Source organism: Lelliottia jeotgali (assembly GCF_977070485.1).
In genome coordinates this window covers 216339-230733 of record NZ_CDRVFO010000008.1, presented here as the reverse complement: position 1 = coordinate 230733, position 14395 = coordinate 216339, and the positions used below count along the sequence as shown (strand labels likewise).

Below are 14395 nucleotides of genomic sequence, written 5' to 3'. Positions count from 1 at the left end.
GGGAGGCTCCACTAATTCTGACGGCTTACAGGCAGGCTATCGGACGCTTGCCGGAAAACTTGATAGCCGTGCTCGGGCGAGGGTTTTCCGGTAGCATTGGGGCCTGAGTTCGACCCGCCTGGAATCCCCAATGTCCGATCGCCTGACCCTCCTGCGTCCCGACGACTGGCACATCCATCTGCGCGATGGTGCCGTCCTGCCCCATACCGTTGGCGATGTGGCGCGTACTTTCGCCCGTGCCATCATCATGCCCAACCTGGTTCCACCGGTACGCAATGCCGACGAAGCCGGGGCCTACCGTGAGCGCATCCTCAATGCCCGTCCGGCCGGTAGCCGCTTCGAGCCATTGATGGTGCTTTACCTCACCGACCGCACCAGCCCCGAGGACATCCGCGCGGCCAAGGCCAGCGGCATCGTGTACGCCGCCAAGCTGTATCCGGCCGGCGCCACCACCAACTCCGATTCCGGCGTGACCAGCATCGACAATATCTTCCCGGCTATCGAAGCGCTGGCTGAAGTCGGCATGCCGTTGCTGGTGCATGGTGAAGTGACCCGCAGCGAGATCGACGTGTTCGACCGCGAAAAGCGCTTCATCGACGAACACATGCGTCGCCTGGTAGAGCGCTTCCCAACGCTGAAAGTGGTGTTCGAGCACATCACCACCGCCGATGCAGCTCAATTCGTCACCGAGGCGCCTGCCAACGTCGGTGCGACCATCACCGCACAGCATCTTTTGTACAACCGTAACCACATGCTGGTCGGCGGCATTCGACCGCACTTTTACTGCCTGCCGATTCTCAAGCGCAACACCCACCAGGTGGCGCTGCTGGACGCGGCCACCAGTGGCAACCCGAAGTTCTTCCTCGGCACTGACTCGGCACCCCACGCCCGCCACGCCAAAGAAGCCGCCTGTGGTTGTGCCGGTTGCTACACCGCGTACGCGGCCATCGAGATGTACGCCGAAGCCTTCGAACAGCGCAATGCGCTGGACAAACTGGAAGGTTTCGCCAGCCTGCATGGTCCGGCCTTCTACGGCCTGCCGGCAAATACCGACACGATAACCCTTGTCCGTGAAGAATGGACGGCCCCGGACAGCCTGCCGTTTGGCGAGCAGACCGTGATCCCGCTGCGCGCCGGTGAAAAACTGCGTTGGCGCCTGCTGGAGGACAACGCGTGAGCGAAGACCTCTACGAAGACGATCAGGACGGTCAAGCCGGCAGCGGCTCGCGCCACCCGATGGCCGAGCGCTTCCGTGGCTACCTGCCGGTAGTGGTGGATGTCGAGACCGGCGGCTTCAACAGCGCCACCGATGCCCTGCTGGAAATCGCTGCGGTGACGATCGGTATGGACGAGAAGGGTTTCCTGTTCCCGGAGCACACCTACTTCTACCGTGTGGAGCCGTTCGAGGGCGCCAATATCGAGGCTGCCGCGCTGGAGTTCACTGGTATCAAGCTGGACCACCCGCTGCGTATGGCGGTAAGCGAAGAAAGCGCGCTGACCGACATCTTCCGCGGCGTGCGCAAGGCATTGAAAGCCAACGGCTGCAAGCGGGCGATCCTGGTCGGCCACAACAGCAGCTTCGACCTGGGCTTCCTGAATGCGGCGGTGACGCGCAACGATCTGAAGCGCAACCCGTTCCACCCGTTCTCCAGCTTCGACACCGCCACCCTGGCAGGCCTGGCGTATGGCCAGACCGTGCTCGCCAGGGCCTGCCAGAGCGCAGACATCGACTTCGACGGCCGTGAGGCGCACTCGGCACGTTACGACACCGAGAAGACAGCCGAACTCTTCTGCGGCATCGTCAACCGCTGGAAAGAGATGGGCGGCTGGCGCGATTTCAACGATTGAGGCGCCGCAGCTTCAAGCTTCAAGCTAAAAAAAACCGGCCACGAAGGCCGGTTTTTTTATGCGCTCGGCAATTACAGCTTGCCAGCGTTCTCGCTCAGGTAAGCAGCAACGCCTTCAGGCGAAGCGTTCATGCCCTTGTCGCCTTTCTTCCAGTTGGCCGGGCAGACTTCACCGTGCTCTTCGTGGAATTGCAGGGCATCGACCAGACGCAGAAGCTCGTCCATGTTACGGCCCAGCGGCAGGTCGTTGATGATCTGCGAACGGACAACGCCGTTGGTGTCGATCAGGAAGGCGCCACGGAAAGCCACGCCACCTTCGGACTCGACGTCGTAGGCCTTGCAGATTTCGTGGGTCATGTCGGCTGCCAGGGTGTATTTGACCTGGCCGATACCGCCATTGTTGACCGGGGTGTTACGCCAGGCGTTGTGGGTGAAGTGCGAGTCGATCGAAACGCCGATCACTTCAACATTGCGGGCCTGGAAATCCGGAATGCGGTTGTCCAGGGCGATCAGCTCGGACGGGCATACGAAGGTGAAGTCCAATGGGTAGAAGAACACCAGGCCGTACTTGCCCTTGATGGCCGAGGCCAGGTTGAAGCTGTCGACGATTTCGCCATTGCCCAGTACAGCCGGGACGGTGAAGTCGGGGGCTTTTTTGCCAACGAGTACGCTCATTGTAATCTCCTGATGAGGGTGAAGAACCGTTTGCCAGGCCAAGGCGGGCTTGCCCGACATCCAACAAAGGCCGACCATCATACACGGCTTCTGATGACAGGCCGAATCCAACCGCCGGTCGCTCAAGCACGGCACTTACAGAAAGTGTTTTGACAAGCATTCTCATTACCATTACTCTCCACCCATCGACTCAACCAGCGATGGTCCGACTTTATGTATGTGTGTCTTTGTGTCGGGGTGACCGACGGACAGATCCGCGATGCGATCTATGAAGGATGCTGCAGCTACAAGGACGTCAGAGCTGCGACCAATGTCGCCAGCCAATGTGGCAAATGCGCCTGTCTGGCCAAGCAGGTAGTCCGGGAGACCCTGACCGAGCTTCAGGTGAGCCAGCAAGCCACCCTGCCCTATCCGGTGGAATTTACTGCCCCCTGATATCGCCCTATTCGAAGAACCGGACCTCGTGTCCGGTTTTTTTATGCCTACAATTCAATAAGTTAGCGCCCCAACGCGGTTCACAAACATTCTTATTCCTATTAATTTTCACTTATTATTCAAGAACTTAGGTTTGACAGCCCTACTTATCAGGCTCAAACTTCCTTGTATTGGCACACTTCTCAGGGCAGGAACCCGCATGAAAGGCGACGTAAGCGTCATCCAGCATCTCAACAAGATCCTCGGAAACGAGCTGGTCGCGATCAACCAGTACTTCCTGCACGCGCGCATGTACGAAGATTGGGGCCTGAACAAACTCGGCAAGCACGAGTACAAGGAATCCATCGATGAGATGAAACACGCTGACAAGTTGATCAAGCGTATTCTCTTTCTCGAGGGCATCCCGAACGTACAGGACCTGGGCAAGCTGCTGATCGGCGAGCACACCAAGGAAATGCTTGAGTGCGACCTGAAGATCGAGCAGAAAGGCCTGGTCGATCTCAAAGCCGCCATCGCCCACTGCGAAACTGTCGGCGACTTCGGCTCGCGTGAACTGCTTGAAGACATCCTCGAATCCGAAGAAGAACACATTGACTGGCTGGAAACTCAATTGAGCCTGATCGACAAGATCACCATCGAGAACTACCTGCAGTCTCAGATGGGCGAAGAGTAAATTTCGGCCCATAAAAAAACCCGCCATGAGCGGGTTTTTTTATGCTTGCCGAAAGATCAGGCTTCGGAAGCCTTGGCCTTGGCAGCGGCGTCCTTGATCAGCGTCTGCAGCTCACCGTTCTCGAACATCTCCAGCATGATATCGCTACCGCCGACCAGCTCGCCGGCTACCCACAGTTGCGGGAAGGTCGGCCAGTTGGCGTATTTGGGCAGGTTGGCGCGGATTTCCGGGTTCTGCAGGATATCCACGTAAGCAAACTTTTCGCCACAACCCATCACAGCTTGCGATGCCTTGGCCGAGAACCCGCATTGCGGGGCATTCGGCGAGCCCTTCATGTAAAGCAGAATGGTGTTGTTGGCAATCTGCTCTTTGATCGTTTCGATGATATCCATGGAACACCTCGTCTGAACTTTCCGACTCGATGGTCGGCACGGTGACGCATTGTATCGGAAACCTGAGCCTTGTGCTCGGCCTTGCCAGAGCTCACGCGGCGCTTACTTGTACGGGCACGCCATTGAGCGCCGCATTCCCGGAAACAGCATCACGCAGGCGCTCATCAGTCAGGTCATTGGCACTGATGCCGGGTTGCGCCTGGGCGATCTGCATGTTGACGCCACCGCGACCATGACCGAAGCCATGGGGCAGGCTGACCACGCCAGGCATCATGTCCTCGCAGGCCTGGACCTCGACTTCCAGGTCACCGGTGCGCGAGCGGATTCGTACCTGCTGGCCATCCTCCAACTGCCGCTGACGCATATCCTGCGGATGCATCAATAACTGATGACGTGGCTTGCCTTTGACCAAGCGATGGTAGTTGTGCATCCACGAATTGTTGCTGCGTACATGACGGCGGCCGATAAGCAGCAAATCACCCGTTACTGCCGGTACGAATTCGGCCAGACGGCGCAAGTCGTCCAGCACGACCTGGGGCGCCGCTTCCACGGCTTTGCTGGCAGTCGCCAAACGCCCTCGCAGGTTAGCGCACAGGGGGCCCAGATCGAGGCCATGCGGGTATTGATCAAGTGTTTCAAGCGACAGGTTAATAGGACTTTCGTCGCCATAGCGGCCCTTGCGCAAAGCCAGATCGATCATCTGCGCAGGTGGGATGGTCGGTTTCAGTGCCAGTTCTGCACGCTTGGCAAAGGCTTGCGCCAGGCCAACGAAAATTTCCCAGTCGTGCAGGGCGCCTGCAGGCTTGGCCAGTATGGCCCGGTTGAAGCGGGTGACATTGCGCACAGCCAACAGGTTGAAGGTGCTGTCGTAATGGTCGTTTTCCAGTGCTGAAGTGGATGGCAGGATCAGATGGGCGTGACGGGTCGTCTCGTTGATGTACAGGTCGATGCTGAGCATGAACTCCAGCCCCTGCAGCGCCACATCCACCTGCCTGCCATTGGGTGTAGACAGCACCGGGTTACCAGCGACGGTGACCAGGGCCCGCACCTGCCCCTCGCCCGGCGTGAGCATTTCCTCGGCCATGGCCACAACGGGCAGCTCACCACCGTATTCGGGCAACCCCGACACGCGGCTCTGCCAGACATTGAAATGACCGCCGGAGGTGCTCGCGACCAGATCCACAGCAGGCTCGGTGCACAGCGCACCACCTTGACGATCCAGGTTGCCGGTTACCAGATTGATCACTTGCACCAGCCAGTGGCACAGGGTGCCGAAAGCTTGTGTCGATACGCCCATGCGGCCATAACAGACCGCCTTGTCTGCAGCGGCGAAATCCCGTGCCAACTGGCGAATGCTGGCAGCGTCGATCCCGCACTGGGCGCTCATGGCCTCGGCGGTGAACGGCTTGATCGCCGTGCGCACCTGCTCCAGGCCGCTGACCGGCAAATGCGAACCACGCGCCAGGCCTTCGTCGAAGAGGGTATTGAGCAAACCGCACAGCAACGCTGCATCGCCGCCGGGGCGCACGAACAGGTGCCGGTCTGCCATGGCCGCGGTTTCACTGCGCCGCGGGTCCACCACAACCAGTTGCCCACCTCTCGCTTTCAAGGCCTTGAGGCGCTTTTCCACATCCGGCACGGTCATAATGCTGCCATTGGAGGCCAAAGGGTTGCCACCGAGGATCAGCATGAAATCGGTATGGTCGATGTCCGGGATCGGCAACAGCAGGCCATGGCCATACATCAGGTAGCTGGTCAGGTGCTGGGGCAACTGGTCCACCGAGGTGGCGGAAAAGCGGTTACGCGTCTTGAGCAGTCCCAGGAAGTAGTTGCTGTGGGTCATCAAGCCGTAGTTGTGCACGCTCGGGTTACCTTGGTAAACCGCCACCGCGTTGCGCCCATGTGCCTGCTGTATCGACCACAGCTTGTCAGCGGCCAGGGCAAAAGCCTCCTCCCAGCTGATGGCCTCCCATCGTTCACCAACCCGTCGATGCGGTTGGCGCAGACGGTCCGGGTCATCCTGGATATCCTGCAAAGCCACGGCCTTGGGGCAGATGTGACCACGGCTGAACGGGTCCTGGGGGTCGCCCTTGATTGCGCTGATGCGCGCGCCCCCGTCGATTTCATGACTAACTTCGATATTCAGCCCGCAGATCGCCTCACACAAGTGGCAGGCACGGTGATGCAGGGTCTTGGTCATGGCTGCCTCTGCCTCGCAATTGTCGAGCGTCGACTATGCCCCCTGCCCCCTGCACCCTGCCAGCGCGCTTCGCAGCGTGAATCTCCCGACATCAGGCGCACGATTTGCGACAGCCATTTGCCAAATTGCCAGCAAGCCGTGTACAACCTCTGTAGCAAATAAAAAACAGCGCAGGCTCAAGGGGTAATGACACCCTTTGCAACAGAGCCGCTGTTCCCCCTCTTGGTTTCAGGCGACATTTAATTATAGTATTGCGCCTTTCCCTATTTCGTCCGCCCCGTGCGGCTTACGCCGCAGGTCACTCCCGTTGTCAAAAAAACCATACGGTCGACCTGCATACCGTTGCAGATAAGGTAGTCAATCATGAGCGCTAGGCACTTTCTCTCCCTGCTGGATTTCACCACCGACGAATTGCTCGGTGTGATCCGCCGAGGCATCGAGCTGAAGGACCTGCGTAAGCGCGGCGTGCTGTTCGAACCGCTGAAAAACCGTGTCTTGGGCATGATCTTCGAGAAATCCTCCACCCGGACCCGGGTGTCGTTCGAAGCCGGCATGATCCAGCTCGGTGGCCAGGCTATCTTCCTGTCGCCACGCGACACACAACTGGGCCGGGGCGAACCGATCAGCGACAGCGCCATCGTGCTGTCGAGCATGGTCGATGCGGTGATGATCCGCACCCACGCGCACAGCACCCTCACCGAGTTCGCCGCCAATTCACGCGTACCGCTGATCAATGGCCTGTCCGATGAGTCGCACCCCTGCCAATTGCTGGCCGACATGCAGACGTTCCACGAGCACCGTGGCGCTATCCAGGGCAAGACCGTGGCCTGGATCGGCGATGGTTTCAATATGTGCAATTCGTACATCGAGGCTGCCCGCCAGTTCGATTTCCAACTGCGCATCGCCTGCCCGGAAGGTTATGACCCGGACCCACGCTTCATGGCACTGGGCGCAGATCGCGTACAGATCATCCGCGATCCGCGTGAAGCCGTACGTGGTGCGCACCTGGTGACCACCGATGTCTGGACTTCCATGGGCCAAGAAGAGGAAACTGCACGGCGTCTGGCGCATTTCGCGCCTTACCAGGTCAACCGCGAACTGCTTGACCTGGCGGCACCCGATGCCCTGTTCATGCACTGCCTGCCCGCCCATCGCGGCGAGGAAATCAGCCATGACCTGCTCGACGACCCCCGTTCGGTCGCGTGGGACCAGGCTGAAAACCGCCTGCATGCACAGAAGGCCCTACTCGAATTCCTTGTCGAACCGGCTTACCACCACGCATGAGTCCACCCCTACTGCTAAACCTGCGCAACCTCGCCTGCGGCTACGGCGACCAGCGCATCGTCCAGAACCTCAACCTGCACCTGAACGCAGGCGACATCGGTTGCCTGCTGGGTTCTTCGGGGTGCGGCAAGACCACCACCCTGCGCGCCATCGCCGGCTTCGAGCCGGTACACGAAGGTGAGATCCAGCTCGCGGGCGAAGTCATTTCCCGCGCCGGTTTCACCCTGTCCCCGGAGAAACGCCGCATAGGCATGGTGTTCCAGGACTATGCGCTTTTCCCGCACCTGACCGTGGCGCAAAACATCGCCTTCGGCATCGCCAAGCACCCATCCCAAGGGCATGTGGTCGAAGAAATGCTCGAGCTGGTCAAGCTCGGTGGCCTCGGCGGGCGGTATCCGCACGAGCTCTCAGGCGGCCAGCAACAGCGCGTGGCCCTGGCCCGGGCGCTGGCGCCCGAGCCACAATTGCTGCTGCTGGACGAGCCTTTTTCCAACCTGGACGTCGAATTGCGCCGCCGCCTGAGCCACGAGGTCCGTGACATCCTCAAAAGCCGGGGTACCAGTGCGATTCTGGTTACCCATGACCAGGAAGAAGCTTTCGCGGTCAGCGACCATGTGGGTGTGTTCAAGGAAGGCCGCCTGGAACAATGGGACACGCCCTACAACCTCTACCATGAGCCGCAGACACCATTCGTTGCCAGTTTCATCGGCCAGGGTTATTTCATCCGCGGTCAGATGAGCAGCCATGAGTCAGTCAACACCGAGCTCGGTGAACTGCGGGGTAACCGCGCCTACACCATGGCCCCCGGCAGCTCGGTAGACGTGCTGCTGCGCCCTGACGATATCGTTCCTGACGCGGACAGCGCACTGCGCGCAAACATCGTCGGCAAGAGTTTCCTGGGCGCATCGACACTGTATCGCCTGCAGTTGCCGACAGGCAGCCAGCTGGAAGCGATCTTCCCGAGCCATATCGATCATCAGGTAGGCGAGCAGGTCGGTATTACCGTCAAAGCTGACCACCTGGTGTTGTTCCCGGTACCCGGCAGCGTCGCGGCGCAGTTGCCGCGGCAGGAAAACGGGGTGCGCCGCTTCAGCTCGGCAACCTGATTCGGCAATGTGGGGCCGCAAGTCGGCCCCATGCCGGTCAACCCCGACCGATACCGGCGAAAGTGCCCTGGGTCTGCTCGGCAAGTACAGCTGCAGCCAGTTCCACTTCCAACCCCCGCCGCCCGGCACTGACATGGATGGTTGCAAAATTCCGCGCCGAATCGTCGATGAAGGTGCGCAGACGCTTTTTCTGTCCAAGCGGACTGATTCCACCCACCAGATAGCCTGTGGCACGCTGAGCTGCCGCGGGGTCAGCCATCTCGCATTTCTTCACGCCTGCGGCATGGGCAAGCGCCTTGAGGTCCAGCGTCCCCACAACAGGCACCACGGCAACCAACAACTCGCCCTTCTCACTGCTGGCCAACAAGGTCTTGAACACCTGCTGCGGTTCCAGCCCCAGTTTTTCAGCCGCCTCCAGCCCATAAGACGCCGATTTTGGATCGTGTTCATAACTGTGCACGCGATGTTGCGCGCGCGCCTTTTTCAAAAGTTCGAGGGCCGGGGTCATGCAGTGCTCCGCTCCGAGACAATTCGGCGGCTACTTTAGGGCAAATCCTACACTCCAGCCAGTTCGCAGCTGACACGCCGCTCTAGCTCGGGATTCACACCCGCATTCAATGCTCAGATCGTGACCGACCGTTCACTTTCGACCTTTGACATAAGCGTTTCTTGTCTATATTTTTTCGTTTCTGAATAAATGGTGCACTTTTTAAGTGCATTCCTACCTGCGCCCGAAGTCAATGGGGATGGACGCCGGGCTTTGCTGTCGAGCGCTTAGCGCCTCACAACAAAAAAAAAGAGGTCATACATGACGACTGCTCTACGCGAACCTACGCTGTCCAGCCAGTGCCTGGCCGAATTCCTCGGCACGGCGCTGCTCATCTTTTTCGGCACAGGATGCGTCGCCGCCCTCAAGGTCGCGGGCGCCAGCTTTGGGCTGTGGGAAATCAGCATCATCTGGGGCGTCGGCGTGAGCATGGCGATCTACCTCACCGCCGGTGTATCCGGTGCGCACTTGAACCCGGCCGTCAGCATCGCCCTTACCCTGTTCGCAAGCTTCGACAAACGCAAACTGCCGTTCTACATGCTGGCCCAGGTTTGCGGCGCCTTCTGCGGCGCGGCGCTGGTCTACACCCTCTATAGCAGCCTGTTCTTCGATTTCGAACAAGCCCACGCCATGCTGCGCGGGAGCAGCGAAAGCCTGGAACTGGCGGCGGTGTTCTCCACCTACCCGCACCCTTCGCTTTCCATCGCACAGGCGTTCCTGGTCGAAGTGGTGATCACTGCAATCTTGATGGCGGTCATCATGGCCCTGACCGACGACAACAACGGCCTGCCCCGTGGTGCGATGGCACCGCTGCTGATCGGCCTGTTGATCGCCGTGATCGGTAGCGCCATGGGCCCGCTGACCGGCTTTGCGATGAACCCGGCCCGCGATTTCGGGCCCAAACTGATGACCTTCCTGGCCGGCTGGGGCGAAATCGCCTTCACTGGCGGTCGGGACATCCCTTATTTCCTGGTTCCGGTGTTCGCACCGATCTTCGGCGCTTGCCTGGGTGCTGCGACCTATCGTGGCTTGATCGCCCGCAACCTGCCGACGGCGCAAAGCGCGAACCCAGAGACAAACGGCAATCGCCAGGGCGATACTCAAGCCAACTGATGCTGGCGCCCTGACCTCCTCATTTTGCAAGGCCTATGACCATGACAGATACCCAGGACAAGAACTACATCATCGCCCTGGACCAGGGCACCACTAGCTCGCGGGCCATCATCTTTGACCGCGACGCCAATGTGGTTGGCACCTCCCAGCGCGAGTTCGCCCAGCATTATCCGCAAGCCGGCTGGGTCGAGCATGACCCCATGGAGATCTTCGCCACACAGAGCGCGACTATGGTCGAAGCCTTGGCGCAGGCCGGCATCAGCCATGCGCAGGTTGCCGCACTGGGCATCACCAACCAGCGTGAAACTACAGTGGTGTGGGACAAGGAAACCGGGCGCCCGGTATACAACGCCATCGTCTGGCAGTGCCGCCGCAGTACAGAGATCTGCGCACAACTCAAGCGCGACGGGCATGAACAATACATTCGCGAGACCACCGGCCTGGTCACCGATCCGTATTTCTCCGGCACCAAGCTCAAGTGGATCCTCGACAATGTGGAGGGCGTACGTGAACGGGCCGAACGCGGCGAACTGTTGTTCGGTACCGTGGATACCTGGCTTATCTGGAAGTTTTCCGGCGGCAAGGTACACGTCACCGACTACACCAATGCCTCGCGCACGCTGATGTTCAACATCCACAGCCTGCAGTGGGATGAAACGCTGCTCGGCATTCTCGGCATCCCGCGCCAGATGCTGCCACAGGTCCGCCCCTCCTCCGAAGTCTACGGCCACACCAAGAGCGGCATAGCCATTGCCGGCATTGCCGGTGACCAGCAGTCCGCGCTGTTCGGCCAGATGTGCGTGGAACCCGGCCAGGCCAAGAACACCTACGGCACGGGTTGTTTCCTGTTGATGAACACGGGCGACAAAGCCGTAACCTCGTCCCACGGCCTGCTCACTACCATTGCCTGCGGACCACGTGGCGAAGTGGCCTATGCCCTGGAAGGCGCGGTGTTCAACGGTGGTTCCACCGTGCAATGGCTGCGCGACGAACTCAAGATCGTCAACGACGCCCTGGACACCGAGTACTTCGCCAGCAAGGTCAAGGACAGCAACGGGGTTTACCTGGTGCCCGCCTTCACCGGCCTGGGCGCACCGTACTGGGACCCTTACGCCCGCGGCGCGCTGTTCGGCCTGACGCGCGGCGTGAAAGTCGACCACATCATCCGCGCAGCGCTGGAGTCAATCGCCTACCAGACCCGCGACGTGCTGGACGCGATGCAGCAGGACTGCGGCCAACGCCTGTCCGAGTTGCGTGTCGACGGTGGCGCGGTGGCCAACAATTTCCTCATGCAGTTCCAGGCGGACATCCTCGGCACCTGCGTGGAGCGCCCGAAAATGCGCGAAACTACAGCTCTTGGCGCCGCTTACCTGGCCGGCCTGGCCTGTGGTTTCTGGAGTGGCCTGGACGAGTTGCGTGACAAGGCGATCATCGAGCGCGAATTCAGCCCGCAACTCGAGCAAGCGCAGAAGGAAAAACTGTACGCCGGCTGGCGCAAAGCCGTCGAGCGTACCCGCGACTGGGAAGATCACGAGGCCTGATCGCACTGGACAGGGGCTGCTTCGCGGCCCCCGTCAGCCCATGGCCCACTGGCCGTAGTCCCTTTCGTACGGCATCATTGCAGAATTTGTCCGGCAGCCCATAAGGACCGCCCATGAATCTGCCCCCACGCCAACAACAAATCCTCGAGCTGGTCCGCGAACGCGGCTACGTCAGCATCGAAGAAATGGCACAGTTGTTCGTCGTCACCCCGCAAACCATCCGTCGCGACATCAACCAGCTCGCCGAACTCAATCTGCTCCGCCGCTACCACGGTGGCGCCGCCTATGACTCGAGCATCGAGAACACTGCTTACGCCATGCGCGCCGACCAGATGCGTGATGAAAAACAGCGCATTGCCGACGCCGTGGCCCGGCAAATTCCCGACCATGCCTCGCTGTTCATCAACATCGGCACCACCACCGAATCCATTGCCCGGGCGCTGCTCAACCATAGCCACCTGAAGGTCATCACCAACAACCTGCACGTTGCTGCGATCCTTGCCGCCAAGGATGATTTCGAAGTATTGGTCGCAGGTGGCACTGTACGCCGTGACGGGGGCGTGGTCGGCCAGGCCAGCGTCGATTTCATCAGCCAGTTCAAGGTCGACTTCGCCTTGGTCGGCATCAGCGGTATCGATGAAGACGGCAGCCTGCTGGATTTCGACTACCAGGAAGTACGCGTTTCTCAGGCAATCATCGCCAACGCCCGTCAGGTCATCCTGGCTGCCGACTCCAGCAAATTCGGGCGCAACGCCATGGTACGCCTGGGCTCGATCAGCTTGGTCGACTGCCTGGTGACCGATCAGCCTCCATCACCTGCACTGGGTGAGCTGCTCAATCAGTACAAGATCCGGCTCGACGTGGTTTGAAACGCCAGCGGGTCTACAAGGGCCCGCCATTTTCGATATTGTTCACTTTCGTGCCATCTCATCAGTTTTTTCTATGAAGAGCGACTGGCGATGGGCGTTCTGTTGCGCTAGTATTTTCGAAAACGAACATTAATGTTCATATTCGCTGTGAACAGCCTCAGGAGGCCTTGCCCGTGTCCCAGCCCGTTTCGTCCCAGCCCCTACTTGCCGATTGCTATGATCTTGCCGTGATCGGCGGTGGCATCAATGGCGTGGGCATTGCTGCCGACGCCGCCGGGCGTGGCCTCAAGGTCTTCCTCTGCGAAAAGGACGACTTGGCCGAGCACACCTCCTCGGCCAGCAGCAAGCTGATCCATGGCGGCTTGCGCTACCTGGAACACTATGAATTCCGCCTTGTACGCGAGGCCCTGGCCGAGCGCGAAGTGCTATTGGCCAAGGCACCGCACATCGTCAAACCGATGCGTTTCGTGCTGCCGCACCGTCCGCACCTGCGCCCGGCCTGGATGATCCGTGCCGGCTTGTTCCTCTACGACCACCTGGGCAAGCGCAAGCGCCTGGGCGCGTCGCGCAGCCTGCGCTTTGGCCCGGGCTACCCGCTCAAGCCGGCCATCACCCGCGGTTTCGAATATGCAGACTGCGCGGTAGACGACGCCCGCCTGGTGGTGCTCAATGCCATGGCTGCACGCGAGCAAGGCGCGCACATTCATACCCGCACCCGCTGCCTGCGCGCAGAACGCGTCGATGGCCTGTGGCAGGTAGAGCTGCAGCATGCCGACGGCAGCCTGCAGACGATTCGCGCCCGTGCCTTGGTCAACGCCGCCGGTCCATGGGTCGCCAAGTTCATCAAGGATGACCTCAAACTCGATGCACCATACGGCATACGATTGATCCAGGGCAGCCACCTCATCGTGCCGCGCCTGTACGAGGGGGATCACGCCTACATCCTCCAGAACGAGGACCAACGCATTGTCTTCTGCATCCCGTACCTGGACCGCTTCACCCTGATCGGCACCACCGATCGCGAATACAGCGGCGATCCGGCCAAGGTGGCGATCACCGAGCAGGAAACCGACTATCTGCTCAAAGTGGTCAACGCACATTTCAATCATCAGTTGAGCGCCAGCGATATCCTGCACACCTACTCCGGCGTGCGTCCGCTGTGCAACGACGAATCGGACAACCCGTCTGCAGTCACGCGTGACTACACCCTCGCGCTGTCCGCAACCCAAGGCGAGGCGCCGTTGCTATCGGTGTTTGGCGGCAAACTGACCACATACCGCAAACTTGCCGAGTCGGCCATGGCAGAGCTCAAACCGTTCTTCAGCCAAATGGGCCAGAGCTGGACTGCCAGTTCAGCGCTGCCCGGCGGTGAAGGCATGAGCACGCCCCAGAACCTGGTCGACGAGCTGCTCTCCCAGCATCAATGGCTTGCACCGGATATCGCCAAGCGCTGGGCAGTGACCTACGGCAGCCGCACCTGGCAGCTGCTGAAGGGCGTTAATGGCCCTGACGATCTGGGCCAGGCGATCGGCGGTGGCTTGTTCACCCGTGAAGTTGATTACCTGCGCGAAACCGAGTGGGCCTTCAGTGCACAGGACATACTCTGGCGGCGTACCAAACTGGGCTTGTTCACCAGCGAGGGCGAGCAACGGGCACTGGCCGATTACCTTGCGCAAAGCGACGTTCGCAGCGACGCCGCCTGAATCTTGCACG

At 60.2% G+C, this 14395-nt stretch carries 14 protein-coding genes; 10 read left to right on the top strand and 4 right to left on the bottom strand.

Annotated elements, in window-relative coordinates; genetic code table 11:
* Window positions 1-130: 130 nt before the first annotated feature.
* Window positions 131-1177, top strand: coding sequence for a dihydroorotase (pyrC, locus tag ACW4TB_RS14545; RefSeq protein WP_012313033.1), 1047 nt, complete (start codon window positions 131-133; stop codon window positions 1175-1177).
* Between the two features lie 59 nt (window positions 1178-1236).
* On the top strand, window positions 1237-1848 hold the full coding sequence (gene rnt / locus ACW4TB_RS14540; RefSeq protein WP_438826669.1) for a ribonuclease T: 612 nt from the start codon (window positions 1237-1239) through the stop codon (window positions 1846-1848).
* 71 nt (window positions 1849-1919) lie between these two features.
* Here rnt and ACW4TB_RS14535 read toward each other — a convergent pair whose 3' ends face one another.
* The gene (locus tag ACW4TB_RS14535; protein ID WP_012273884.1) at window positions 1920-2522 is read right to left on the bottom strand and encodes a peroxiredoxin; all 603 of its coding nucleotides are present in this window, start codon (window positions 2520-2522) and stop codon (window positions 1920-1922) included.
* A 213-nt stretch (window positions 2523-2735) separates the two neighbouring features.
* Here ACW4TB_RS14535 and ACW4TB_RS14530 point away from each other — a divergent pair, with 213 nt between their 5' ends.
* Both ACW4TB_RS14530 and bfr read left to right on the top strand, forming a co-directional pair.
* On the top strand, window positions 2736-2957 hold the full coding sequence (locus ACW4TB_RS14530; protein ID WP_279929673.1) for a bacterioferritin-associated ferredoxin: 222 nt from the start codon (window positions 2736-2738) through the stop codon (window positions 2955-2957).
* A gap of 199 nt (window positions 2958-3156) precedes the next feature.
* Entirely contained in the window at window positions 3157-3630 is a 474-nt protein-coding gene (gene bfr / locus ACW4TB_RS14525) for a bacterioferritin (RefSeq protein ID WP_046787762.1), read from the top strand.
* A 56-nt stretch (window positions 3631-3686) separates the two neighbouring features.
* On the opposite strand, the gene grxD is transcribed toward bfr, so the two are convergent.
* Window positions 3687-4022 (bottom strand): Grx4 family monothiol glutaredoxin, encoded by a 336-nt coding sequence (grxD, locus tag ACW4TB_RS14520; protein ID WP_012313029.1) that lies wholly within the window; start codon window positions 4020-4022, stop codon window positions 3687-3689.
* A gap of 91 nt (window positions 4023-4113) precedes the next feature.
* On the bottom strand, window positions 4114-6222 hold the full coding sequence (locus tag ACW4TB_RS14515; protein WP_279929667.1) for a molybdopterin oxidoreductase family protein: 2109 nt from the start codon (window positions 6220-6222) through the stop codon (window positions 4114-4116).
* A 363-nt stretch (window positions 6223-6585) separates the two neighbouring features.
* Between ACW4TB_RS14515 and argF the strand changes: the two genes are divergently transcribed.
* Together argF and ACW4TB_RS14505 are read left to right on the top strand one after the other, a co-directional pair.
* Window positions 6586-7506 (top strand): ornithine carbamoyltransferase, encoded by a 921-nt coding sequence (argF, locus tag ACW4TB_RS14510; protein WP_012313027.1) that lies wholly within the window; start codon window positions 6586-6588, stop codon window positions 7504-7506.
* Window positions 7503-8612 (top strand): ABC transporter ATP-binding protein, encoded by a 1110-nt coding sequence (locus ACW4TB_RS14505; protein WP_012313026.1) that lies wholly within the window; start codon window positions 7503-7505, stop codon window positions 8610-8612. Before argF ends, ACW4TB_RS14505 begins: the two co-directional genes overlap by 4 nt.
* A gap of 37 nt (window positions 8613-8649) precedes the next feature.
* Here ACW4TB_RS14505 and ybaK read toward each other — a convergent pair whose 3' ends face one another.
* Window positions 8650-9120 (bottom strand): Cys-tRNA(Pro) deacylase, encoded by a 471-nt coding sequence (gene ybaK, locus ACW4TB_RS14500; protein WP_279929662.1) that lies wholly within the window; start codon window positions 9118-9120, stop codon window positions 8650-8652.
* 300 nt (window positions 9121-9420) lie between these two features.
* Here ybaK and ACW4TB_RS14495 point away from each other — a divergent pair, with 300 nt between their 5' ends.
* The 4 genes from ACW4TB_RS14495 (at window position 9421) to glpD (ending at window position 14385) form a co-directional block, all read left to right on the top strand.
* Window positions 9421-10272, top strand: a complete 852-nt coding sequence (locus ACW4TB_RS14495; protein WP_012313024.1) for an MIP/aquaporin family protein — start codon at window positions 9421-9423, stop codon at window positions 10270-10272.
* A 41-nt stretch (window positions 10273-10313) separates the two neighbouring features.
* Window positions 10314-11813: a glycerol kinase GlpK gene (gene glpK, locus ACW4TB_RS14490; RefSeq protein ID WP_042111211.1), complete on the top strand. Its 1500-nt coding sequence runs from the start codon at window positions 10314-10316 to the stop codon at window positions 11811-11813.
* 113 nt (window positions 11814-11926) lie between these two features.
* The gene (glpR, locus tag ACW4TB_RS14485; protein WP_012313022.1) at window positions 11927-12682 is read left to right on the top strand and encodes a DNA-binding transcriptional repressor GlpR; all 756 of its coding nucleotides are present in this window, start codon (window positions 11927-11929) and stop codon (window positions 12680-12682) included.
* 173 nt (window positions 12683-12855) lie between these two features.
* Complete coding sequence (gene glpD, locus ACW4TB_RS14480; protein WP_279929655.1) at window positions 12856-14385, top strand: glycerol-3-phosphate dehydrogenase; 1530 nt, start codon at window positions 12856-12858, stop codon at window positions 14383-14385.
* Window positions 14386-14395 lie beyond the last annotated feature (10 nt).

What these genes read in the sequence shown, in the direction of transcription:
- ACW4TB_RS14515 (WP_279929667.1), bottom strand. Translation starts at nt 6,222, where the DNA reads ATGACCAAGACCCTGCATCACCGTGCCTGCCACTTGTGTGAGGCGATC.
- ACW4TB_RS14530 (WP_279929673.1), top strand. Translation starts at nt 2,736, where the DNA reads ATGTATGTGTGTCTTTGTGTCGGGGTGACCGACGGACAGATCCGCGAT.
- ACW4TB_RS14495 (WP_012313024.1), top strand. Translation starts at nt 9,421, where the DNA reads ATGACGACTGCTCTACGCGAACCTACGCTGTCCAGCCAGTGCCTGGCC.
- glpK (WP_042111211.1), top strand. Translation starts at nt 10,314, where the DNA reads ATGACAGATACCCAGGACAAGAACTACATCATCGCCCTGGACCAGGGC.
- ACW4TB_RS14535 (WP_012273884.1), bottom strand. Translation starts at nt 2,522, where the DNA reads ATGAGCGTACTCGTTGGCAAAAAAGCCCCCGACTTCACCGTCCCGGCT.
- glpR (WP_012313022.1), top strand. Translation starts at nt 11,927, where the DNA reads ATGAATCTGCCCCCACGCCAACAACAAATCCTCGAGCTGGTCCGCGAA.
- ACW4TB_RS14505 (WP_012313026.1), top strand. Translation starts at nt 7,503, where the DNA reads ATGAGTCCACCCCTACTGCTAAACCTGCGCAACCTCGCCTGCGGCTAC.
- argF (WP_012313027.1), top strand. Translation starts at nt 6,586, where the DNA reads ATGAGCGCTAGGCACTTTCTCTCCCTGCTGGATTTCACCACCGACGAA.
- grxD (WP_012313029.1), bottom strand. Translation starts at nt 4,022, where the DNA reads ATGGATATCATCGAAACGATCAAAGAGCAGATTGCCAACAACACCATT.
- pyrC (WP_012313033.1), top strand. Translation starts at nt 131, where the DNA reads ATGTCCGATCGCCTGACCCTCCTGCGTCCCGACGACTGGCACATCCAT.
- ybaK (WP_279929662.1), bottom strand. Translation starts at nt 9,120, where the DNA reads ATGACCCCGGCCCTCGAACTTTTGAAAAAGGCGCGCGCGCAACATCGC.
- bfr (WP_046787762.1), top strand. Translation starts at nt 3,157, where the DNA reads ATGAAAGGCGACGTAAGCGTCATCCAGCATCTCAACAAGATCCTCGGA.
- rnt (WP_438826669.1), top strand. Translation starts at nt 1,237, where the DNA reads ATGGCCGAGCGCTTCCGTGGCTACCTGCCGGTAGTGGTGGATGTCGAG.